A 22,430-nucleotide genomic window follows, 5' to 3' on the forward strand; every position below is an offset into this window, starting at 1 on the left:
CCATGAAAAAGATCTATTTATTTTTGGGGCTTTCCCTTATGCTGACATCCTGTTCCGACAATATGGAAACGTTGAACAATGATGACAAGAACCCTTCTGTAGTTCCAGCAAGTACTTTGTTTACAAGTGCAGAACGAACATTGAGCGATCAAATGATTAACTCAAACGTGAATCGAAATATTTTCCGTTTGCTTTCCCAACAATGGACAGAAACTACCTATACCGATGAATCCAACTATGATTTTGTTACTCGAAAAATCTCAGATAACCATTGGAACGAATTGTATGCAGGTGTTTTAGCCGATTTATACAAAGCAAAAGAATATGTGACTGCAGAGACAATCCCTGCAAATGACCCTGCTTTTGCTGAAAAAACAGCCATCAAGAACAATAAGTTAGCGCAAATTGATATACTGATTGTTTACACGTACCAAGTTTTGGTGGACACTTTTGGTGATATCCCCTACACACAAGCTTTGTTAGGAAATGCCAACTATCTTCCGAAATACGACAAAGCTATCGACATCTACAAAGATTTGATTACTCGAATTTCTAATGATGTCAATCTAATGGATAGTACCTATGCTGGTTTTGATAGCGCTGATGTGATGTACCATGGAAACATGGATAGCTGGATGTATTTCGCCAATTCAATCAAATTAAAATTAGGCGTAAATCTATTAGCATCTGGTCAAGAAAGTACAATTGCTACTAACGCCATTACTTCTGCAATCAATGATGGATTGATAACTTCGAATGCAGATAACGCAAAAGTACCTTATATGAGTGCTGTGCCGAACACCAACCCTATCTTTAATGATTTGGTAAACTCAGGACGTCACGACTTTGTGGTTACCAATGTGGTTGTAGATAAAATGTTGCCCTTAAATGACCCACGTTTCTTAATCTATACCAATGGAAATCCAGATGGTGGAATTGTAGGGGAATCTAACAGCTTCTCAGGAAGTACTCAAGTAGGCGATAAAATCCAAGAACCTGATTTCAGTGGAACTTTATTGGATGCTGCCGAAGTGGAATTCTTATTGGCTGAAGCTGCAGAACGCGGTGTGGCTGCTGCAGGTTCTGCTGAAACACATTACAACAATGCCATCTTAGCTTCTATGGATGACTGGGGCGTAAGCGCCATTGATGCAGCTGCCTATTTAGCACAACCTGCTGTTGCTTACAGTACAGCAGCTGGAACTTGGCAACAAAAAATTGGGGAACAAGCCTGGTTAGGTTTGTACAACCGCGGATTTGAGGCGTGGACTTCTTACCGTCGTCTTAACTATCCTGCTCTTGTAGCACCTCCAACAGCGGATGCAGCCGCTGAAGGTTTAGTACCTGTTCGTATGCAATACCCAATTCGCGAACAAACCTTAAACCCTACCAATTACAATGCAGCTGCAACAGCAATTGGTGGTGATAAATTAACAACCCGTTTATTCTGGGACGCGAATTAATCCAAACCATAATAAACAACCTTATAAAACCGTCACATCCGTGGCGGTTTTTTTTATCTTTGCCCCATGGAAAAAGAAAACCAAATCTTCGGCATCCGTGCCGTCATTGAGGCAATACATGCTGGTAAAGAAATCGATAAAATCTTCGTACATAAAGAAGCGCAAGGCGAATTGATGCGCGAACTCATGAAAACATTGAAGGCCAACAACCTTCCCTTCACCTATGTTCCCGTTGAAAAACTGAACCGCCTCACGCACCTCAACCACCAAGGTGTTGTAGCCACTATCGCACCCATCAAATTCCAATCCCTGGAAACATTGGTCGAAAATTTGTTGGAAAATGAGAAAAAACCGTTACTGCTTATTTTGGACCAACTCAGCGATGCCCGCAACTTTGGAGCCATCATCCGCACCGCCGAATGCACCGGAGTCGATGGTATAATTATTTCAAAAACAGGCGCTGCACCTGTAAATGGTGATACCGTAAAAACCTCTGCCGGAGCCGTTTTTAATGTGCCTATTTGCAAAGTTGACCATATCAAAGACGCTGTCTTTTACCTGCAAGGTAGCGGCATTAAAACTGTAGCCGCAACTGAAAAAACGGAGGATACGCTGTATGCCGTCGACTTTACCGAACCCGTGGCCATCATCATGGGAAGCGAAGACCGCGGTATCAATCCGTCCGTGTTGAAAATTGTAGATGAAAAAGCCAAACTCCCGCTGTTTGGAACCATCGGCTCGTTAAATGTATCCGTGGCTTGTGGCGCCTTTTTATACGAAGCAGTACGCCAACGTTCCTAACAATTGGGAGCATCATCCTTTTGCTTTCTCGGGAAATAATCACCCGCTTTCCGCTGTATCCCTTCACTTCGTTACGGGGATGCCGCTGCAATCGGGGCTAAAATAGACCGCTTATCGTTCCAAACAAAAACGCCGAAGTACTATTCTTCGGCGTTTTTGTAGATATAATTGATTTGGATGGGAAAAAAATGGGAACCCAATTCTTCTTCATAGTCCACCATAATTTCCTCGGGTTTCGGCGGATTCACAAATTGACCGTTTTCGTCAAAGCGCCGCATGAAGGGATCCAACTCAGGATCAAAGTCGGGACGCTCCCAGTCGTATCGGTATTCCGATACATAATCAGGAGTTTTAAACACAAAAGCAAATACCATCCCTGAAAGAAAGCCACCCAAATGCCCTTCCCATGAAATTTTAGGATCGACCTCGGGAAAAACATACCACACCATGCCACCATAGACTATCACCACGGCAAACGATAACGCCATCAAGCGGTAATACCCCGTGCGCAATCCTTTGAAGAAAATAAACGAAACCAACACATAAATCAATCCGCTTGCGCCAATGTGTACACTGGACCGACCCACAGCCCACGTAAACAATCCCGAAAGCAACACTCCATATACCAAAACTTTCAACGACAACTCCCGATAGAAATAAACCAACGCCATCGTCAAGACAAACAAAGGCACACTATTATTGGTTAAATGCTGCCAGTCGGCATGCAAAAACGGACTCAACACAACCCCCTGCAAACCCGAAAGCGTTCGCGGCACGATTCCATGATCATTCCCATGATAATGGCCATAAAGATTGATTAAAAAAGCACTCCAAATGGTAAGCAGCAAAAAGGTAGGCACCAACCATACCGATGGAGAATATTTAAAAATTTGTGCGTCTTTCATACTTCAAGCTACACAAATATATAACCAAAGTTGATTTTCTGCTAAAATGGCAGTAGTTGTTAAAAGTTTGAAAACTGTATCTTTTCACCTTCCCTCCTTTTTTTTACCTTTATCCCTCAAAACAATCCTCATGGAAGCACCCTTAGCCGAACGCGTTCGCCCGCATCAATTAGAAGATTACATCAGTCAGTTGCACTTGGTAGGACCGCACGGTTCGCTAACCCAGCAAATTGCCCGCGGTGTGATTCCTTCCATGATTTTTTGGGGTTCGCCAGGAACGGGTAAAACAACCTTGGCGCAAATCATTGCGCGTCAAAGCGAACGCCCGTTCTATGAATTAAGCGCGATCAATTCGGGGGTCAAAGATGTTCGGGAGGTGATTGACAAAGCCAAACAGAGCGGAGGAATTTTTACCGCTAAAAACCCCATTCTATTTATTGATGAGATCCATCGTTTTAGCAAATCCCAACAAGATTCACTGTTGGGTGCGGTTGAAAAAGGGTGGGTAACTTTAATCGGAGCCACTACTGAAAATCCGAGTTTTGAAGTCATCCCCGCGTTGTTGTCACGTTGTCAGGTTTATGTGCTCAATCCGTTTACCAAAGAAGATTTATTGGCCTTGCTGGATCGAGCAATGAAAATTGATCCGCAGCTGTCCCAACGAAAAATCACCATTGAAGAACACGAAGCCTTGTTGCGATTATCGGGTGGTGATGGCCGTAAATTATTGAATATTTTCGAACTTGTGGTCAACGCCACAGCGGGTGACGAAGTGGTGATTACCAATACCAAAGTTTTGGATTTGGTCCAACAAAATACCGTTTTATACGACAAAACGGGAGAACAACATTACGATATCATTTCGGCATTTATCAAATCCATTCGCGGTAGCGATCCCAATGGAGCGGTGTATTGGTTGGCGCGCATGTTGGAAGGTGGGGAAGATGTGAAATTTATTGCCCGCCGGATGCTTATTTTGGCCAGTGAAGACATTGGTAATGCCAACCCAACAGCCTTGATTATGGCCAACAATACCTTTCAAGCTGTCACGGCAATTGGCTATCCTGAGAGTCGGATTATCTTGAGTCAGTGTGCGATTTATTTGGCTACTTCAGCCAAAAGTAATGCGAGTTATATGGCCATTGGCGAAGCACAAGCTTTGGTTAAACAGACAGGCGACTTACCCATCCCGTTGCATTTGCGGAATGCTCCTACGAAATTGATGAAAGAATTGGGTTATGGAGAAGACTATGCCTACGCTCATAATTACACGAATAATTTCGTAGCACAAGAATACCTTCCTGAGGCGATTCAAGAAACCAAATTTTACGAACCGGGAAATAACGCTCGGGAAAACGAACTGCGTAAATTTTTACAAAACCGTTGGAAGGATAAATACGGGTATTGATTAGAGCCCTTTGATGAATTGTTCTCTTGAAATCAAACGGTTGTTTTCATAATATTCCCAAAACCACTTTTGATTTTGATACAGCAAAACTCCTGCTATTTTTCCGTTAACTTCTACAAGAAAACAGTCGCGCGAACTGGTTTTATACAGTACCATTTCAGGTGAAGTTGCTTTTTTCTTAAACAATCCTATTGAAGATTCCGTAAGGGTTTGTGCTTGTAAATAAACATCTTCTTCGGTAATCATTGCAGGCATTTCATCAACTGCAGTAGATTTTGAAGGAGATTCAATCGGTTTAAGTGCTGGATTTGCCTCGGTTTGCGAAACAGGCAATGTATGATTCTTAAAGGCTGAAAATTGATCTATTGCATTTCGTAAAGCGTTGATATAAGCCATACGCGTATTTTTATCGCGGTCACTCCCTTCGGGCGAACTGGCTACAATTGTACCATGACAATCGATAAATTGTACCGTGACTTTGGTGACAAACATATTGCTTTTAGTTGCTAATTTCACCCCCCATTCCTCACAATTTAAGGATTTCGAAAGAGCTTCTTCTTTCAAGCCCACTTTCAACTCGGATGCATAGTGGTATTTCTCCATAAACATTTTTAGAAGCGTTCCTAATTCATACTGATTAGGTTCGCGCATGAACGCAAATTGTTCTGGAATAATTATTTTTGGTTGATTTTGGCTAAAGCCTATTGTACAAACCAAAAGAAAAAGAAGGATTCGTTTCATTTTAAAAGTAATTTTTTAATTGTGATAAATGCGTCACAGCAGTAATTCCGTTGGGTACCTCCACCTCAAATTCGTTAAAAAAAATTGCGTTCATCCCTACCTCCAACGCGCCTTGCACATCGGCTTCCAGGCAATCGCCAATCATGATGGATTGTTCAGGCAAAGCGCCTGCCCGTTCCATCGCTTTTTCAAATATCAAGGGATGGGGTTTCTTCACGCCTGCAGTTTCCGAATTGGTCACCGTTTGAAAAAACTTCCCTATTCCTGAATTGTTCAATTTACCATCTTGCACGGATTGAAATCCGTTGGTAATAATATGCAAACGGTAGTTAGGTTGAAGATAGGTCAACAGCTCTATCGTGCCTTCATACAAATGATTGTTCAACGGTAATTCTTGAATATACTCTTCGGATAATCGATGAATAACTTCGTCAGAAACCGCATAGCCTAATCGATCAAAAGTATCTTTCAACCGACCGTAACGCAGAGTAGCTTGCGAGACCAAATCTTTACGGTATTGCTCCCAATACCATTTGTTCAACGGTACATAATGCTTTAAAAATTCGGGCAAAGCCACATCGATGTTATTTCGATGAAGCACCGATTCAAAAGCCAATGCCGAATTGCGCTCAAAATCCCAAAGCGTATGATCTAAATCAAAAAATATATCGGTTATCTGTTGCACTTTTTTTATAAAATTCCTTCGTCGGCAAAACTGAGGTAGCCCGTTTCGGTAATGATTACATGGTCCAAGACTAAAATATCCAACTGTTGTCCGGCTACTTTTAGGCGTTGGGTAATCTCTTTATCGGCATCACTGGCTTGCAATTTCCCTGAAGGATGATTGTGTGTCAAAATTAGGGAAGTTGCTTTGTATTCCAATGCCGATTTGAAAATTAAACGAATATCGACGATGGTTCCCGTCATACCCCCTTTGGACATGAGTTCTTTGTGCAGTATTTTATTGGAATTATTTAGAAACAACACCCAAAACTCTTCGTGCGGTAATTCTCCAATAATTGGCTGCATGATTTCAAAAACCGATTTGCTCGAACTGATCTTAAAGCGCTCTTGGACTTCTTCCTGTCGTCGTCGTCTCCCTAATTCAAGCGCAGCAACAATGGTAATCGCTTTGGCTTCGCCGATGCCTTTAAATTCCATAAGTTGTACAACGGTGCGTTTGCCGAGTTCGTTGAGATTTTGCTGGGATTGGGATAAAATGCGTTGAGCCAATTGCACGGCACTTTCATTGCGCGAACCCGAACCGAGTAAGATGGCTAATAATTCAGCATCGGATAATGCCGCTTTCCCTTTTAATAAAAATTTTTCACGTGGGCGGTCGTCTTCGGCCCATTGCGGAATTGGTGTATACATAATGACTTGGCTTATATTGAATTACGAAATAACTGCTTTTTTTTATTTCTTCAAAATAAACTAATTAACAATAGCGTTTCTCTGTAAAATCAACCGTATGCCTTACTTATTAATCGTTGCCTTACTTTTTATTTCTTGCCAACAAAAACCAGAGCAAACAGGTCATGTGCGCAATGAAGTCCAAGAAAAAAAGATCGAAATTACACCACTACCCCACCCTAAAAATTTTGGTGAACGTTTATCCAATGCTGCGCTTCAAGTGATTGATTCCACAGTAGTTTATACACCTGCTTATGTTTCCATTCCCTATCCTATGGGCGATGTGCCTGCCAAAACAGGAGTTTGCACCGATGTGGTGATTCGGGCGTACCGCAAATGCAATATAGATTTGCAAAAAGAAGTCCATGAAGACTTGAAAGCACATTTTAATCTTTATCCAAATTTGAAAAAATGGGGACTGAAAAATCCGGACAAAAACATTGACCACCGAAGAGTACCCAATTTGGAAGTGTTTTTTACTCGAAAAGGAAAAAAACTTCCCGTAACCCAAAACAGTGCCGATTATTTACCCGGTGATATTGTAACTTGGATGATCAATGATAAATTACCGCATATTGGAATTGTAACCCATCTCAAAGAAGACGGCACACCTCTCGTCGTGCACAATATCGGCGGTGGGCAAAACCTTGAAAATTTTCTTTTCAATTACCCTATTGTAGGGCACTTTCGGTACGGTGAAAACTAAAAATCTCCGATACTTGACCGGAGATTTTTACTTATTGAATTAAACTTTTTACTTCATCAAAATGGAGTCCGCCGTAATTCCCCGAACTCATGAGCAGCAAGGCGGTATTCTCGAGATTGTAATTGAACAAAAACGCTTTAAATTCCTCTGGATTCGTGTAAATGACTAAATCATTTCGTTGAAAGGATTGTGCAATTTGTTCGTAGGTAACTTCTTCCAATTGCTTGATTTTTACCGCATCGGGCGAATAAAAAACAACGGCAACATCAGCGGCATCGAGTGCTCCTTCGTATTCTTTCAAGAACTCGGCATTCAAACTGCTATAGGTATGCAATTCCAAACAAGCTACCAATTTTCGGTCGGGATATTGACTCTTCACGGCTTTGGTGGTAGCTGAAACTTTACTTGGAGAATGGGCGAAATCTTTGTAGGCTACTTTATTCGAACTCTCGGCAATTTTTTCCAAACGTTTGGAAGCGCCTTTAAAAGTGGCAATGGCTTCGTAGAAATCGGCTTCATCGACACCCATACACTGGCACACCCATTTGGCACCGGCTAAATTATTTAGGTTATGCGCCCCAAAAACTTCGATGGGCATAGCGCCTTCGGGGGTTTCTAATAATGTCGTTCCATTTTCAACTGTGTATGCAGCCGTTTGGTACGGAATTTTACGAATGGTATTTTCAGAAGCTTCTGCGACTTTTTTAACGGTTGCATCTTCTTCATTATAAATCAAAATACCGCCTTTGGTAATTTGGTTGACAAAGGTTTCAAATTGTTGTACATAATTTTCAAAGGTGGGAAACACGTTAATATGGTCCCAAGCAATACCCGACAACAAAGCAATATTGGGTTGGTACAAATGAAACTTGGGTCGGCGATCGATGGGTGACGACAAGTACTCATCACCTTCCAAAACGATAAAATCATTTTCTTCCGTAAGATGCACCATGGTATCAAATCCTTCCAATTGCGCGCCAACCATGTAATCTACTTGAACGTTGTGGTAATGCATTACGTGCAAAATCATGGACGTTATCGTGGTTTTTCCATGAGAACCACCGATGACCACACGGGTTTTATTTTTGGACTGTTCGTATAAAAATTCAGGATACGAATAAATTTGCAACCCTAATTCTTGGGCGCGCAAGAGTTCGGGATTATCGGCTTTGGCATGCATACCAAGAATTACAGCGTCAATATCGGCGGTAATTTTCTCAGGGAACCAACCCATTGTAGCGGGCAACAAGCCGTGTTTTTGCAAACGCGACAAAGACGGTTCAAAAATCGCATCATCGCTTCCTGTAACGTGATACCCTTTATGATGTAAGGCCAAAGCCAGATTGTGCATAGCAGCGCCGCCAATGGCGATAAAATGTGTTCGCATATTATGATTCTTTTCCTTCGAAAGCCTCTTTCAATTTACGGGCTTTCTCGGTATTTTTTAGTTTGATTGAATATAAAGTATACAACTTTTGATAGGTTGTTTTGGAATTTCCGATTTCGTGTGCTTTGATATAATGCACCTCAGCTTTGGCATAGCGTTTAAAATATTCGTCTATATATCCTTTGGACAAATAGCCATCGACTTTGGACAACACCATTAATTCGGTAGCATATTTCTGCGCTTTGGTTTCGCTACCGCCCAGAATTCCGGGTAATTCGAGATACAACATGACCAAGGCCCATCGGGTATCGATATGTTTGGGATCCAGTTGGGCGGCTTTTAAAAAGGCAGCTTCCACATCGTCAATTAATCCTAAAGCTTTGAATTTATTCACGGACTTGGCTTTCATACCCATGGCGCCACCGTATTTGTACCAATAATTGGCATTCCCATTTTGCAGCATTTTGAGTTGGCCATAGTATTTTATGGCTTCGTCCCAATTTTTCTGATGGCCGGCAATATCGCCCAAACATTCCAACACATAATTATTGTTGGGAGAAGTTTTTAAGCATTTCTCAAAGAGAACTTTAGCTTGTTCCCATCGTTGGGCTTTAAAATACTGTTCTGCTTTTTCCATATCGGATTGCGCCGATGCGGAAAAAGTGACTACCAACAGTAACATTACTATATGCTTCATTGCCCAAGATTAAGTTATCAAAAATAAAAAAACTCCGGCGATTGACCGGAGTTTTTAAAATAGATTATGATAAAATTATTTTACCAAAGTCATTTCATCCACAATGTGTTTGGCGCCTGAGAAATTCTCGATTACCCAAAGTACATAACGGATATCTACGTTGATGGTGCGTTGTAATTTTTTATCAAAGATTACATCTCCAGCCATCGCTTCAATATTTCCATCAAAAGCCAATCCGATTAATTCTCCTTTACCGTTTAATACCGGAGAACCCGAGTTACCACCCGTGATATCATTATCGGTTAAGAAGTTTACGTGTAACGAACCGTCTTTATCGGCATAACGACCGAAGTCTTTTTTGGCATTCATTTCTAATACACGTGCAGGTAAATCAAATTCATGATCGCCTTTTTTGTATTTTTTCACTTGACCTGCTAACGTAGTGTAGTTGTTGATTGCTACTTCATTACGTTTATCAGCAGGCAAAGAGCGAACTTTTCCGTAGGTCAAACGTAAGGTAGAGTTAGCATCAGGATATTTGATCGAACCGATTTTTGATTCGCGTAACCCTTCAACCAATAAACGGAAAGCGGCACCAAAATCATTTTGTGCTTTGGCCACTTCGTCTGATTTAGAATTCATGTGTGTAATCAAATCACTTGACAATGCATATAATGGATCGTTAGTCAATTGACCTTCAGAAGGCACCACTAAAAATGCTTTTACGCGCTCTGGTGAACTAAACATTGACAAGTCAAAAGCGGCATTTACATACCCAGCAAATTCATTGTTATTGGCCTCACCGATTTTTTTCACGGAAGGAGCAATGTTGTATCCCACCGATTTTGTAGCATACAATTTCAATTGAGCGGCTAAGATATCTTTCTCAGCTGGAATGTGCATTTCTTTGTACATTTCATCAATCATCTCAGTCAATTGAGGTAACATTTGTGCACGTTTAGCCGCGTCTGCTTTCGCATAAGCTTCCAATTGACGTCCTAAAGAACGAGAGATTGTACCCATCGCTGATGTGCGCAACAATTGTTGTAAGTAATTGTCATGACGCGATTTCTCGTTAGTCAATGCATAATACTTGTTGATGGTTTCAACTACAGTTCCGTATTTTGCTTTGTTTTCGGGTTTGTTCGCCCATTTGTTGAATTTGGCTTCTTGAGCGGCTTTGGCTTTAGAAGTTTCAAATTTGGTTAACGCATCAATCATCCCTTGACGGTTTTTCCAATAGTTTGCTGTAGAAGCATATTTAGAAGCATAAACCAAGTTCAAAGCATCACTTTGATCCATGTATTTCTTCATGTTGTCCATACCTGTTTTAGCTCCTTCAACCCAAGCTGGATAAGCAAATTTTACATTTTGCTCAATTCCGCCAGCGGGCATCCAACGGTTAGTACGACCTGGATAACCCAAGATCATTGCAAAATCATTTTCTTTTACACCACCTAAGTTTACAGGTAAGTAATGTTTTGGATGTAAAGGAACATTTTTATCGGAATAATCGGCTGGATTTCCGTTGGCATCTGCATAGATACGGAACATCGAGAAATCAGCGGTGTGACGTGGCCATTCCCAGTTATCGGTATCTCCACCAAATTTACCTAAGCTTTCTGGAGGCGTTCCTACCAAACGAACATCTTTATAATCTTGGTACACGAAATAGTAGTATTCATTTCCTTGGAAAAAGGAACGAACAGAAACTACATACTTCCCACCTTCGTTGTTTTCTTTTTCGATTTTAGCGATTTCAGCGTTGATGGCTTTTTCGCGTTCAGCTTCCGTCATTTTATCGTTCACTACCCCTAAAATGCGTTTTGAACAATCGTCCATACGCACGAAGAAACGTACAAATAAACTTGAGGGTTTTAATTCGCCTTTTTTATCGGCAGCCCAATAGCCATCTTTCAAATAATTTTTTTCGGCAGAAGACAATTCTGCGATGGCATCGTAACCACAGTGGTGGTTAGTTAATACCAAACCGTCTTTTGAAATTAACTCAGCGGTACATCCCCCATTGAATTGCACGATAGCATCTTTCAAGCTATGGTGGTTGATACTGTAAATTTCTTCTGCGGTCAATTGTAGACCCATTTTTTGCATGTCGCGGTGATTCAAACGTTCGATAAACATTAAGAACCACATCCCTTCATCGGCCTTCATGGTAAAAGGCATTAATAGCACTGCGGATACCAGTGTAATTACAATTTTTCTCATTGTTGTTTGCTTGTTTTAATCTATAAAAAAAGAATTGTAAATAAACGGATTTACTTACAATTCTTCTATTCTTTTAAGAAAATATTATTCTACAATTACTTTCTTTGTAACGATACCTTCTTGGGTGCGAAGTGTTACAAAATAAACACCTCTTTGAGCTGCTGGTAATTGAATATTTTTAACCAAGTCTTGGTTGTTTGCATTTTCCTCATCTACCAATACACGTCCTGTTGAATCGTATACTTGCATAGCGTAGTTGGAAACTGGGTTAGCAAATTGAATTGCAAATGACCCTTTATTTGGATTGGGAGCAATCGCAAATTGGTTTTTCAACACTTCTTCGTTTCCTAAGGTATTCATATTAAACTGTGAAGAAATGGAATTGTACCAGGCTTGCATACGTGTTGCCTGACCTGCTGTAAACATATACATACATGAATCTTGTACATAATCCATGTAGTTCATGGTCAATTGAGGACTACCCGTACAGTTACTGGCTACAGAACCTGCAGGATCACAATTGTAGTAGGCCGTACTAGTAGATTCTGTATCACAAACACGGTCACCTGAAGTGGCGCAATTGGCACCGTCACAAGCTTGGAAAGTATGATTTAAGTTAAAAAAGTGACCTAACTCGTGTGTCAATGTACGACCTAAATTATAAGGTGCACTTGGTGCATATCCTGAACATGTAGCAGGAGTAGTTGTCATGTTTTTACCGAAGGCATTGTTGTCGATTACAACCGTCATCCCAGCTGATGGTGATCCTCCTAGTGGGGAGTATCCTAAAATACCACCTGCAATATTACGCACAACCAAGTTCATATATCCAGCCCAAGTCGTATCTGTATCGGCATTACTTAAATAATCTGTTCCAAAAGTAACGGCCATATCTCCATTTACTAATCCTGTCCCTGAAGGGTGGTTTTGTGTAGCGATAATGAATTGAACATCCATCATCCCTGTATTTGTTCCAGGATAAAATTGTCCATCAGCCGCCCAGTTGGTAATATCAGCGTTAGTTCCGTTATAATCCGCATTCAAGATATTTACTTGTGTCTGCGCTAAAGAACGCAAACAATCTTTCAATGAAGCCGAAGATGATGAAGCTACAGATGGATAGTGTACTGCTACGGGAATACGAAGTGTAACATTAGGAGAAGCTGTAGTCGCTTGACCCGAACGCGCTTCCAACTGTGTTGTAACTAAACGACGTAATTCGTTTTCAAATTTTTCTTGTTGCTCCATGTATTGCTGCTTCATCAATGGATTTTCCATGATTTTTTCCATATACGCATCCACACCACAGGTTCTTTGTTGAGCCCAACCCAACTGAACAAGACATAAAGCGAAAAGTAATCGTAATTTCATAAAATGTTAATTTAGTTTTTTGTTTTTTCTAATTAATAGCGAATGGCAAATTTATTCTATTTTTCTTTAAATCAAAGTAATATGAACAAATGTTTACCAAATCTTTACGAATTTAACATCGACCACAAGCGATCTTTCAGTTCTTGAATTCCTTGCTGTGCGACCGATGAAATAAATAAATAAGAAATCCCTTTAAATTCTTTATCCAACAGCACTTTCATTTCAGCTTTTAATTCGTCATCCAGCATGTCACTTTTGGAAATGACTAAGAGACGATCTTTATCCAATAACTCCGGATTGTAGCGGCGCAATTCATCCAATAAAATATCGTATTCTTTTTTGATATCATCGGCATCGGCGGGCACTAAGAACAATAAGGTAGAGTTGCGCTCAATATGGCGCAAGAAATAATGTCCGAGCCCTTTTCCTTCGGCGGCACCTTCAATAATACCAGGGATATCGGCCATCACAAACGATTGAAAATCGCGGTATGACACGATTCCTAAATTGGGTTTTAATGTCGTAAATGGATAATCGGCAATTTTGGGTTTGGCCGAGGTCATTACTGACAACAAGGTTGATTTCCCTGCATTGGGAAAACCAACTAAACCGACATCTGCCAATACTTTTAATTCCAATATGACATCCACTTCTTCGGGTGGCATACCGGGTTGGGAATAGCGAGGTGTTTGGTTGGTGGCACTGCGAAAATGCCAGTTTCCTAAACCACCTTTACCGCCACGGGCAACGATTTTCTCTTCGCCGTGTTCGGTAATTTCGAACAAAACTTCTTCGGTTTCTTGGTCTTTCACTACAGTCCCAAGCGGCACTTCGATGATTTTATCTTCACCATCGTGGCCCGTACTGCGGCTGCTACCGCCGTCTCCACCGTGACCTGCTTTTACGTGTTTGGTAAATTTCAAATGAAAAAGCGTCCACAGGTTCTTGTTACCGCGAAGGATAACGTGACCGCCACGTCCACCGTCGCCGCCATCGGGTCCGCCTTTTTCAATAAATTTTTCGCGATGTAAATGCGTAGACCCTTTCCCTCCTTTTCCGGAGCATACATAAATCTTTACATAGTCTACAAAATTTCCTTCTGTCATGATTGTATTCTTTGGCAAGTTGCCTTGCACTAGTGTTTATTTTTTTTGCCGAATGTCTTTAAACATTGGCACTTTATTTTTAGCCCCGATAGAGCCGGTATCCCCGAATTTATGAGGGATAAAGGCGAAAGCGGGAAGGCACTTGTAAAGTACTCCTTACTTGTGCTCCTAATCTTCGTTCACATAAGGAGCCACCTTTACTTTTTCCACTTTGGCGCCTGCGGTTTCTAAAATGGTAAACAGCATTTTATTCCAAATGAGTTCCTCTCCTTGCTTCGGAATATACCCCATTTCAGTGGTAATCAAACCACTAACGGTGGTTACTTCGTAATCGCCGATCAAATCGTCCATATCGAAATAGGTCAGGAAATCGTGCAACGAATACTGGCCATCCACCGACCAAGACCCGTCGGCCTCCGCCACTAATTGGTATTCGTCTTCATCAAAGTCGGACGCATCCCCTACCAACGCTTCCAAAATATCATTCAAGGTAATAATTCCCTGAAAAATACCATGTTCGTCCACAATTAATGCTTGGTGATTTTTAGTGGTTTTAAAATTTTCCAACGCCTTGTAGGCTGATGTATGTTCGATTAAATAGGAGGCTTCGCGGGTGATTTCGTTCAATTTAAAATCTTTTTGTTCCAAGCCAACAAACAAATCTTTCAGTAAAACAATGCCCGTCACTTCGTCCAGATTGTCTTGACAAACGGGATAGACGGAATGCATTTCAGTTAAAATTTTCGCTTTGATTTCTTCAAACGAGTCGGCATGCGTGAGATAGACCACATCATTGCGGTGGGTCATTAAGGAATTGACTTTTCGGTCACCAATGTGAAATACGCGTTCAACGATATCTTGTTCGATTTCTTGGACTTCCCCAACTTCGGTACCTTCTTTGATAATCGCTTTGATTTCTTCTTCGGTGACTTTACCGTCGGCTGTGGGTTTGATTTGGAACAATTTCAACAAGCCTTCGGTGGAAGCGGTTAACAACCAAATGAACGGCATGGTGATTTTGGACACCAATTTCATGGGTACGGCCACAGCTTTGGCAATCCCTTCCGGAAAATTGAGTCCGATGCGCTTGGGCAACAATTCCCCCAACACCAACGAGAAAAACGTCAATACAACAACGACAATTCCAGTGGCTAATGAATCGGCATAGGGTTTTAAAACGGGAAAGCTAGCCACAAAATCTTGGACATCTTGGGTAACTTTTTCTCCGGAATAGATACCGGTTAAAATACCGATTAAGGTGATTCCGATTTGTACTGTTGATAAAAACTCATTGGGTGAATTGGCCAAATCCAAAGCGGCCTTTGCGTTGGCATTGCCTTTTTTGGCAGCGGTTTCCAAACGGTTTTTACGTGCGGATATCAGGGCGATTTCCGACATGGAAAACACGCCGTTGAGTAGAATCAAAAATAAAATAATCAGTATTTCCATGGTATAGTGTACAAAAAAAGAGCCCTCGTCCTATAGTCCGAAAATGCTCTTTTCTGGTGTGCAAATATCTTAAAAAATATTGAATACGCCTACTTTTCAGGCGTTTCCTTCTTAAAAAGTGTCCAATACAGCGCTTAAACGTGCGGTAACTTCTTCGATGGAACCTATTCCGTCCACGGCATAAAACTTCCCTTGTCCTTCATAATACGCCATTAAGGGAGCGGTTTTTTCATTGTATTCTTGGTAGCGGTTACGAATTTTCTCTTCGTCTTGATCGTCAGGACGACCAGAGGTCTTTCCGCGCTCCAACAAGCGGGCTACCAGAATTTCATCGTCCGCTTCTAAGGCTACTGTAGCACGAATGGATTCTCCTTTAGTGGCTAAAAAAGCATCCAAAGCTTCGGCTTGAGCGATGGTTCGTGGAAATCCGTCGAATAAGAATCCAGCTGAATCTTGATTTTTATCCACTTCACTTTGTAACATTTGAATGGTCACTTCATCCGGCACCAAATCCCCTTTATCCATATAGGTTTTGGCGAGTTTCCCTAATTCCGTTTCGTTTTTGATATTAAAGCGAAAAATATCACCGGTTGACAAATGCGTCAAATTGTATTTTGCTTTCAAAAATTCGGCTTGGGTTCCTTTCCCTGCTCCAGGTTTCCCAAAAAGAACGATGTTAATCATTACAAGAAGTTTAGATTTTAGAATTTAGATTTTAGAATTTAGACGTTAGACTTTAGTCGTTGGACATTAGTCACTAGATTATTGGGCTAATTGGTAGACATCGGGCAAGTTGCGTCCGAGTCCGTCGTAATCCAACCCATAACCTACAATAAATTTATTCGGAATGCGAATGCCTACATAATCAATTTTCACATCGTGTTGGTAGGCTTCGGGTTTGAAAAACAAGGTAGCAATTTTAAGGTGCTTGACCTTTTGTGCTTTCAACAATTGTTTTAACTCCACAATCGTATTTCCTGTATCGATGATGTCTTCCACGATCACTACAGTGCGGCCTTCCAAATTTTCGTTGATGCCAATCAAATGTTTGATTTCGTTGGTGGTTTGTGTACCTTCATAAGAAGCTACTTTGATAAAACTTACTTCACACATCCCGCGATAGGCTTTCATCAAATCGCCCATCACCATAAAGGAACCGTTAAGAACTCCAATAAAAATTGGGGTTTCGTCAAAAAAATCATCAGCCATTTGTTTGGCCATATATTGAATCGCAAAGTCAATTTCTTCAGAAGAAATAAACGGCTCAAAGGATTTGTCGTGAAGGTGAATCATGTGTTGTTGTGTTGGAAATAAAGGTGCAAATTTAACAACTAAAACCTATTAAAAATCAAGTCGTTCGGAAAATTTGCAAATTTGATATATTTACGACATGAATTCGGAACATTACACACAAATTGCAGGAATTAAGGCCTATCGAAAAACACGGGATTACTACAAAGACAAGGCGTTTTTGGAACCTCCTTTTCTAGAAAGTTTGGTTGCGGTAGGTTGTAATCCAACCGACAAAAACCATTACAAAGCCTTATGGATATTGGAGTTGGTTGCGGAAGAACAAATTACGTTGTTGTTTCCTTATTTGGATTCGTTTTGCAGCCAATTATCACACTTTCATTTGGACCCCGCGGTGCGACCTGCGGCCAAAATTTGTTTGTTTTTAGTTTCAAAAAAAGGTATTCAACTGAGTCCTTTTCAAGAAGAAAAAATCATGGAAGGTTGTTTGGATTTTATCATTCGGGAGGCCAAAGTAGCTACCGTTGCTTATGCATTACGGGCTTTGTTTCGATTGGGTAAAAAACATCCTTGGGTACATGATGAGTTGCGCTTGATCCTTTCGCGCGAATTGGACAACCCGTCACCGGGGATGAAATTTGTGGTGAAAGAGACGTTGATGCATTTGAAAAATGCGGATAACGGTAGTTCCTAAAAGAAACGCGCCCAACTCTTTCGAGAAAATTCTATCTTTGCGCCACAAACAACACAACCCATGAATTATTTCTCTTCTGATTTCCGTTTGGGAATTTTAGGCGGGGGTCAATTGGGCAAAATGCTCCTCACTGATACCCGCAAATTTGACATTCAAACTTTTGTTTTAGATCCAAGTACCGAAGCGCCATCGCGTTTTGGCTGTACCGCTTTTTACCAAGGAAGTTTGTTGGATTATGACACGGTGTACAAATTTGGTAAACTGGTGAATGTGTTGACCATCGAAATTGAGAATGTCAATTTGGAGGCATTAGAACAACTGGAATCCGAAGGATTACCTGTTTATCCGTCACCTAAAACCTTACGTTTGATTCAAAACAAAGGAAAACAGAAAGATTTTTATGTCCAACATGGGATTCCGACCTCAACGCATCAACGCTTTGTCGGAATGGATGCTGTACACCAAGCACTTGCAGACGATTCGTTAAATTTTCCTTTTGTGTGGAAAGCGGCTACCGGCGGCTATGACGGCAACGGCGTGAAAGTGTGTCGCTCCACTATGGATTTGCAAAACCTTCCCGATGTAGAATGTGTGGCTGAAGCGATGGTGGATTTTAAAAATGAATTGGCGGTCATTGTTAGTCGATCGGTATCTGGGGAAATCCGCACGTATCCAGTAGTGGAAATGGAATTTCACCCCGAAGCCAACCAAGTGGAATATGTGATTTGTCCGGCGCGTATCGATGCCACTGTAGCACAAAAAGCGCAAGATGTCGCCTTGAAAGTATCGGAAGCGTTTGACCATGTAGGTTTGCTTGCAGTGGAAATGTTTCAAACCCAAGACGACCAGATTTTGGTCAATGAAGTCGCACCTCGCCCGCACAACTCCGGACACTACAGCATTGAAGCGAGTTACACTTCTCAATTTGAAAACCATTTGCGTGCGATTTTGAATTTACCTTTGGGAAATACTGAGAGTAAAGTTGCAGGCATCATGGTGAATTTAGTCGGCGCAGAAGGCCATTCGGGTCAAGTCGTCTATGAAAACATCGAAAAAATCATGGCGATTGATGGGGTAACCCCGCATATTTATGGCAAACGCGAAACCCGTCCGTTCCGAAAAATGGGTCATGTGACCATTGTCAATGCAAATATGGCAGAGGCACGTCGGGTGGCAGAAGAAGTGAAGAATAGTATACGGGTTATCAGTGATCAGTGATTAGTAATCAGTGGGACTTTATTCAAAAAACTAAACAACAAATCCATACCTTTTTCGTTACAAAATCCATGAAGAAAATTATTTGCCTATTCACTTTTCTAGTCATTGAAATCATTTTTGCTCAAGAAAAAACCTTTATCCCTGAGGGACAAATTGCATTGGATCGAACTACGTATTTTGAATTTGTTCAAAAAAAAAGACCTAAAACCCAAATCTTCCTTCCGGATGGAAAAGAATTGCCTTCGAAAAAATTGGACTCATTGAATAAAACGACACACGACCAACCGTTTACCATCCTTTTTTATGCCGACACCATTCAAAACAAAGCCTCTTTAGTTCTGAAATATCTTTCAAAAGAAGACGTAAAATTGCGCAATGAGGAATTTCGGAAACAGCAAAAAGACTTTGAAAAAAACCGTAGAAAGTTAATTGGCTCGACCCTTACCGAATTGTCTTTAACCGATATGGAAGGGAAAACGTACACGTTGGAAGACTTAAAAGGGAAAGCCATTTTCCTTAATTTTTGGTTTACCCAATGTAAACCCTGCATTGAAGAAATGCCCGATTTGAACAAACTGAAAGAAAAATACAACGATCAAAATGTTGTTTTCTTTGCGGTAACCTATAATGAAAAGAAATTGATTGTAGATTTTTTAAAACGAACGGATTTGGAATTGACAATCATTCCCAACGACCGCAAAACCATAGACCAATTTCACGTCTCTTTTTACCCCACCAACATTTTAATTGATCCGAATGGGAAAGTTCTTTTCATCAACGAACTCCTAGGTGGCAACGGTTTGAAGGAAATCAAGAAGTTGTTGGATAAAATGTTTCCGGAATAGACCAACCTTGACTTCAGTGTTTGGCTAATAAATTGTACCTTCGTATTCGATTATTTAAAATGTAAAATTTACAATTTATAACAACATGAAAGTAGCCATCGTCATGGGAAGTAAAAGCGACTTGCCCGTTATGCAAGAAGCCATTGATATTCTACAATCCTTCGGAATTTCGACTGAAGTTGATATTGTTTCGGCACACCGAACACCTGAAAAATTAGTGGATTTTAGTTCGAACGCCCACCTCCGCGGCATTAATGTCATCATAGCAGGTGCCGGTGGCGCAGCCCACTTACCCGGAATGGTGGCGTCTATGAGTCCGCTACCCGTTATTGGTGTTCCCGTTAAATCCAGTAATTCCATTGACGGATGGGATTCAGTACTTTCCATCTTACAAATGCCGGGTGGCGTTCCTGTTGCAACAGTGGCTTTGAATGGTGCTAAAAACGCCGGGATATTGGCCGCACAAATTTTGGGCAGTCAACATCCAGAAATCCTTCAGAAAATTGTCGATTACAAAAACGAATTGAAGGACGTGGTTTTGAAAGCCGCTGAGACACTTAAAGGGTAAAGAATCTCATTTCTTTTAAAATTTCATAAAAAATCATAACGTTATTGCTCCGTTACTGAATTCAGTTCGGACGCCTTAATTTTTAGTAAAAAAATGTTTACAGAAAAATTCAACACTCCCTATACCGCAGCTCCTTTTCGTCAAATACAACTCGACGATTATATACCTGCTTTTGATCAAACGATTGCCCAAGCCCGCGCTGAAGTGGATGCCATTATCAGTAATCCCGAAGCACCTACTTTTGAAAACACCATTGAAGCTTTAGAGTTTTCGGGACAAGCTTTGGATCGTCTATCGTCGATTTTCTTTAATTTAAATTCGGCCGAGACCAACGACACCATGCAACAGATTGCACAGGAAGTCTCCCCAAAATTGACGGCCTTTGGCAATGACATTGCTTTAAACGAAAACCTATTTCAACGGGTAAAAACAGTCTATGACCAACGTGAGACTTTATCCCTTACTCCAGAACAATTGATGTTATTGGAAAAGAAATACAAAGGATTCAGTCGGAACGGTGCTTTGTTAAATGAAGAGAAAAAGAACCGCTTGCGCGAAATCGACACAGATTTGGCCAAACTCAAATTAACTTTTGGCGAAAATGTATTGGCCGAAACAAACAGCTATTTCAAGCATATTACCAATGCCGAAGATTTGGCAGGTTTACCCGAAGGTGCCCAAGAAGCGGCTGCCGCTTTAGCACAATCCAAAGGACTTGAAGGTTGGGTATTTACTTTGGACTTCCCGAGTTATATGCCGTTGATTACTTATGCCGACAACCGTGAATTGCGTAAAGAGTTGGCCATTGCCTTTGGAAAAAAAGCCTTTCAAGACAATGCCCATAACAATACCGAAATTTTGAAAAAAATTGTGGCATTGCGTCATGAACGCGCCCAACTATTGGGTTACGATTCCCATGCGCATTTTGTTTTGGAAGAACGTATGGCACAACATCCCGAAACAGTAAAAACGTTTTTGAATGATTTATTAGCCAAAGCCAAACCGGCTGCCCAACGTGAATTTGCGCAGTTATCGGCTTTCGCCAAAGAAAAAGACGGATTGGACCATTTGGAAAAATGGGATGGTGCCTATTATTCAGAAAAATTAAAACAAGAATTGTTTGATTTGGACGACGAACTCTTGAAACCCTATTTCCAATTGGAGAAGGTTTTGAAAGGTGCTTTTACGGTGGCTGAGAAGTTGTTCGGACTTACTTTTCATGAAATCGATACGGTTGACAAATACCATCCTGATGTGCAAACCTATGAAGTACGTGGCGAGGCTAATGAATTTGTGGCATTATTTTATGCCGATTTCTTTCCACGCGCAGGCAAACGTCCCGGTGCTTGGATGACCTCGTTCAAACCGCAATACATTCAAAACGGAGTCAATGATCGCCCACATGTATCGATTGTGTGCAACTTCACGCCGCCAACAGCTTCTAAACCGTCGTTGTTGACGTTTAACGAAGTGACCACGTTGTTCCATGAATTTGGACATGCGCTTCATGGCATGTTGGCGAATACCACTTACCCGAGTTTATCGGGCACTTCTGTGTATTGGGATTTTGTCGAATTACCGAGTCAGGTCATGGAAAACTGGTGTTACGAACCCGAGGCATTGGCATTATTTGCTCATCATTATGAAACTGGAGAAGTGATTCCACAAACCTATGTGGATAAAATCAAAGAAAGCGCGAGTTTCTTGGAAGGCATGGCTACGGTGCGCCAATTGAGTTTTGGCTTGTTGGATATGGCGTATCATGCACAAGTCCCTACAATTGACGATGTAAAAGCCTTTGAAGTGGCGGCGACACGCGAAACTGCTTTATACCCAGATGTTGCTGAGAATTGTGTGAGTCCGGCCTTTTCACACATTTTCCAAGGCGGTTATTCGTCGGGATATTACAGTTACAAATGGGCCGAAGTTTTGGATGCCGATGCGTTTGCTTATTTCCAAGAAAAAGGAATTTTCAATAAAGAAGTAGGAACCCAATTTAAAGAATACGTACTTTCTAAAGGTGGTACAGCCTTACCGATGGAATTGTATAAAAAATTCCGCGGACAAGAACCTAAACCTGAAGCGTTATTGAAACGTGCCGGGCTATTGTAGTATTGAATTAAGAATGACAATGCTGTTAGCAGCTTTTATTTAATAAACAAAAAACCGCCTGATTACTCA

21 protein-coding genes are annotated in these 22,430 nt (G+C 41.1%); 9 read left to right on the forward strand and 12 right to left on the reverse strand.

The features are described from left to right. The first annotated feature begins 2 nt into the window (after positions 1-2). Both EQG61_RS10715 and rlmB read left to right on the forward strand, forming a co-directional pair. Complete coding sequence (locus EQG61_RS10715) at positions 3-1,463, forward strand: SusD/RagB family nutrient-binding outer membrane lipoprotein (protein WP_129461913.1); 1,461 nt, start codon at positions 3-5, stop codon at positions 1,461-1,463. Between the two features lie 66 nt (positions 1,464-1,529). Next, a complete protein-coding gene (gene rlmB, locus EQG61_RS10720) occupies positions 1,530-2,264 on the forward strand; it encodes a 23S rRNA (guanosine(2251)-2'-O)-methyltransferase RlmB (protein WP_129461914.1) in 735 nt (244 codons plus the stop codon). A gap of 140 nt (positions 2,265-2,404) precedes the next feature. On the opposite strand, the gene EQG61_RS10725 is transcribed toward rlmB, so the two are convergent. After that, a complete protein-coding gene (locus EQG61_RS10725) occupies positions 2,405-3,169 on the reverse strand; it encodes a rhomboid family intramembrane serine protease (RefSeq protein ID WP_129461915.1) in 765 nt (254 codons plus the stop codon). A gap of 130 nt (positions 3,170-3,299) precedes the next feature. On the opposite strand from EQG61_RS10725, the gene EQG61_RS10730 reads away from it, so the two are divergent. Continuing rightward, positions 3,300-4,577 carry a replication-associated recombination protein A gene (locus EQG61_RS10730; RefSeq protein ID WP_129461917.1) on the forward strand — a complete coding sequence of 426 codons (1,278 nt, stop codon included), beginning with the start codon at positions 3,300-3,302 and terminating at the stop codon, positions 4,575-4,577. On the opposite strand, the gene EQG61_RS10735 is transcribed toward EQG61_RS10730, so the two are convergent. From EQG61_RS10735 to radC, 3 genes are read right to left on the reverse strand one after another with little or no spacing between them, the layout of a single operon-like run. Beyond that, entirely contained in the window at positions 4,578-5,318 is a 741-nt protein-coding gene (locus tag EQG61_RS10735; protein ID WP_129461918.1) for a hypothetical protein, read from the reverse strand. It lies immediately after the preceding gene. 1 nt (position 5,319) lies between these two features. After that, positions 5,320-6,003 (reverse strand): YjjG family noncanonical pyrimidine nucleotidase, encoded by a 684-nt coding sequence (locus EQG61_RS10740; protein WP_129461920.1) that lies wholly within the window; start codon positions 6,001-6,003, stop codon positions 5,320-5,322. Positions 6,004-6,008: 5 nt separating this feature from the next. Beyond that, positions 6,009-6,692, reverse strand: a complete 684-nt coding sequence (radC, locus tag EQG61_RS10745) for a RadC family protein (protein ID WP_129461921.1) — start codon at positions 6,690-6,692, stop codon at positions 6,009-6,011. 97 nt (positions 6,693-6,789) lie between these two features. On the opposite strand from radC, the gene EQG61_RS10750 reads away from it, so the two are divergent. Further along, complete coding sequence (locus tag EQG61_RS10750; RefSeq protein ID WP_129461923.1) at positions 6,790-7,437, forward strand: DUF1287 domain-containing protein; 648 nt, start codon at positions 6,790-6,792, stop codon at positions 7,435-7,437. Positions 7,438-7,468: 31 nt separating this feature from the next. Here EQG61_RS10750 and EQG61_RS10755 read toward each other — a convergent pair whose 3' ends face one another. From EQG61_RS10755 to hpt, 8 genes are all read right to left on the reverse strand, one after another. Continuing rightward, positions 7,469-8,824 (reverse strand): UDP-N-acetylmuramate--L-alanine ligase, encoded by a 1,356-nt coding sequence (locus tag EQG61_RS10755; protein WP_129461924.1) that lies wholly within the window; start codon positions 8,822-8,824, stop codon positions 7,469-7,471. 1 nt (position 8,825) lies between these two features. Next, positions 8,826-9,521: a tetratricopeptide repeat protein gene (locus EQG61_RS10760; RefSeq protein WP_129461926.1), complete on the reverse strand. Its 696-nt coding sequence runs from the start codon at positions 9,519-9,521 to the stop codon at positions 8,826-8,828. 75 nt (positions 9,522-9,596) lie between these two features. After that, positions 9,597-11,747, reverse strand: a complete 2,151-nt coding sequence (locus EQG61_RS10765) for a S46 family peptidase (protein ID WP_129461927.1) — start codon at positions 11,745-11,747, stop codon at positions 9,597-9,599. Between the two features lie 84 nt (positions 11,748-11,831). Continuing rightward, complete coding sequence (locus EQG61_RS10770; RefSeq protein ID WP_129461928.1) at positions 11,832-13,118, reverse strand: zinc-dependent metalloprotease; 1,287 nt, start codon at positions 13,116-13,118, stop codon at positions 11,832-11,834. Between the two features lie 104 nt (positions 13,119-13,222). Beyond that, positions 13,223-14,224, reverse strand: a complete 1,002-nt coding sequence (obgE, locus tag EQG61_RS10775; protein ID WP_129461930.1) for a GTPase ObgE — start codon at positions 14,222-14,224, stop codon at positions 13,223-13,225. Positions 14,225-14,392: 168 nt separating this feature from the next. Beyond that, positions 14,393-15,673, reverse strand: coding sequence for a hemolysin family protein (locus tag EQG61_RS10780; RefSeq protein WP_129461931.1), 1,281 nt, complete (start codon positions 15,671-15,673; stop codon positions 14,393-14,395). Positions 15,674-15,784: 111 nt separating this feature from the next. Next, positions 15,785-16,357: an adenylate kinase gene (locus EQG61_RS13890; RefSeq protein ID WP_235829055.1), complete on the reverse strand. Its 573-nt coding sequence runs from the start codon at positions 16,355-16,357 to the stop codon at positions 15,785-15,787. A 78-nt stretch (positions 16,358-16,435) separates the two neighbouring features. After that, positions 16,436-16,966 (reverse strand): hypoxanthine phosphoribosyltransferase, encoded by a 531-nt coding sequence (hpt, locus tag EQG61_RS13895; protein WP_235829056.1) that lies wholly within the window; start codon positions 16,964-16,966, stop codon positions 16,436-16,438. 97 nt (positions 16,967-17,063) lie between these two features. Between hpt and EQG61_RS10790 the strand changes: the two genes are divergently transcribed. From EQG61_RS10790 to EQG61_RS10810, 5 genes are all read left to right on the forward strand, one after another. Next, positions 17,064-17,618, forward strand: coding sequence for a hypothetical protein (locus EQG61_RS10790; protein WP_129461932.1), 555 nt, complete (start codon positions 17,064-17,066; stop codon positions 17,616-17,618). A 60-nt stretch (positions 17,619-17,678) separates the two neighbouring features. Further along, the gene (locus tag EQG61_RS10795) at positions 17,679-18,836 is read left to right on the forward strand and encodes a 5-(carboxyamino)imidazole ribonucleotide synthase (RefSeq protein ID WP_129461934.1); all 1,158 of its coding nucleotides are present in this window, start codon (positions 17,679-17,681) and stop codon (positions 18,834-18,836) included. Positions 18,837-18,904: 68 nt separating this feature from the next. Then, positions 18,905-19,681 carry a TlpA family protein disulfide reductase gene (locus EQG61_RS10800; RefSeq protein WP_129461935.1) on the forward strand — a complete coding sequence of 259 codons (777 nt, stop codon included), beginning with the start codon at positions 18,905-18,907 and terminating at the stop codon, positions 19,679-19,681. Between the two features lie 85 nt (positions 19,682-19,766). Continuing rightward, positions 19,767-20,249, forward strand: a complete 483-nt coding sequence (gene purE, locus EQG61_RS10805; protein ID WP_073361370.1) for a 5-(carboxyamino)imidazole ribonucleotide mutase — start codon at positions 19,767-19,769, stop codon at positions 20,247-20,249. A gap of 93 nt (positions 20,250-20,342) precedes the next feature. Then, positions 20,343-22,361: a M3 family metallopeptidase gene (locus EQG61_RS10810; RefSeq protein ID WP_129461937.1), complete on the forward strand. Its 2,019-nt coding sequence runs from the start codon at positions 20,343-20,345 to the stop codon at positions 22,359-22,361. Positions 22,362-22,430: the final 69 nt, after the last annotated feature.

Source organism: Flavobacterium stagni, assembly GCF_004122105.1.
Lineage (GTDB): Bacteria > Bacteroidota > Bacteroidia > Flavobacteriales > Flavobacteriaceae > Flavobacterium > Flavobacterium stagni.

Coding starts and splice junctions, on each gene's coding strand:
- EQG61_RS10715 (WP_129461913.1), top strand. CDS start 3: ATGAAAAAGATCTATTTATTTTTGGGGCTTTCCCTTATGCTGACATCC.
- rlmB (WP_129461914.1), top strand. CDS start 1,530: ATGGAAAAAGAAAACCAAATCTTCGGCATCCGTGCCGTCATTGAGGCA.
- EQG61_RS10725 (WP_129461915.1), bottom strand. CDS start 3,169: ATGAAAGACGCACAAATTTTTAAATATTCTCCATCGGTATGGTTGGTG.
- EQG61_RS10730 (WP_129461917.1), top strand. CDS start 3,300: ATGGAAGCACCCTTAGCCGAACGCGTTCGCCCGCATCAATTAGAAGAT.
- EQG61_RS10735 (WP_129461918.1), bottom strand. CDS start 5,318: ATGAAACGAATCCTTCTTTTTCTTTTGGTTTGTACAATAGGCTTTAGC.
- radC (WP_129461921.1), bottom strand. CDS start 6,692: ATGTATACACCAATTCCGCAATGGGCCGAAGACGACCGCCCACGTGAA.
- EQG61_RS10750 (WP_129461923.1), top strand. CDS start 6,790: ATGCCTTACTTATTAATCGTTGCCTTACTTTTTATTTCTTGCCAACAA.
- EQG61_RS10755 (WP_129461924.1), bottom strand. CDS start 8,824: ATGCGAACACATTTTATCGCCATTGGCGGCGCTGCTATGCACAATCTG.
- EQG61_RS10760 (WP_129461926.1), bottom strand. CDS start 9,521: ATGAAGCATATAGTAATGTTACTGTTGGTAGTCACTTTTTCCGCATCG.
- EQG61_RS10765 (WP_129461927.1), bottom strand. CDS start 11,747: ATGAGAAAAATTGTAATTACACTGGTATCCGCAGTGCTATTAATGCCT.
- EQG61_RS10770 (WP_129461928.1), bottom strand. CDS start 13,118: ATGAAATTACGATTACTTTTCGCTTTATGTCTTGTTCAGTTGGGTTGG.
- obgE (WP_129461930.1), bottom strand. CDS start 14,224: ATGACAGAAGGAAATTTTGTAGACTATGTAAAGATTTATGTATGCTCC.
- EQG61_RS10780 (WP_129461931.1), bottom strand. CDS start 15,673: ATGGAAATACTGATTATTTTATTTTTGATTCTACTCAACGGCGTGTTT.
- EQG61_RS13890 (WP_235829055.1), bottom strand. CDS start 16,357: ATGATTAACATCGTTCTTTTTGGGAAACCTGGAGCAGGGAAAGGAACC.
- hpt (WP_235829056.1), bottom strand. CDS start 16,966: ATGATTCACCTTCACGACAAATCCTTTGAGCCGTTTATTTCTTCTGAA.
- EQG61_RS10790 (WP_129461932.1), top strand. CDS start 17,064: ATGAATTCGGAACATTACACACAAATTGCAGGAATTAAGGCCTATCGA.
- EQG61_RS10795 (WP_129461934.1), top strand. CDS start 17,679: ATGAATTATTTCTCTTCTGATTTCCGTTTGGGAATTTTAGGCGGGGGT.
- EQG61_RS10800 (WP_129461935.1), top strand. CDS start 18,905: ATGAAGAAAATTATTTGCCTATTCACTTTTCTAGTCATTGAAATCATT.
- purE (WP_073361370.1), top strand. CDS start 19,767: ATGAAAGTAGCCATCGTCATGGGAAGTAAAAGCGACTTGCCCGTTATG.
- EQG61_RS10810 (WP_129461937.1), top strand. CDS start 20,343: ATGTTTACAGAAAAATTCAACACTCCCTATACCGCAGCTCCTTTTCGT.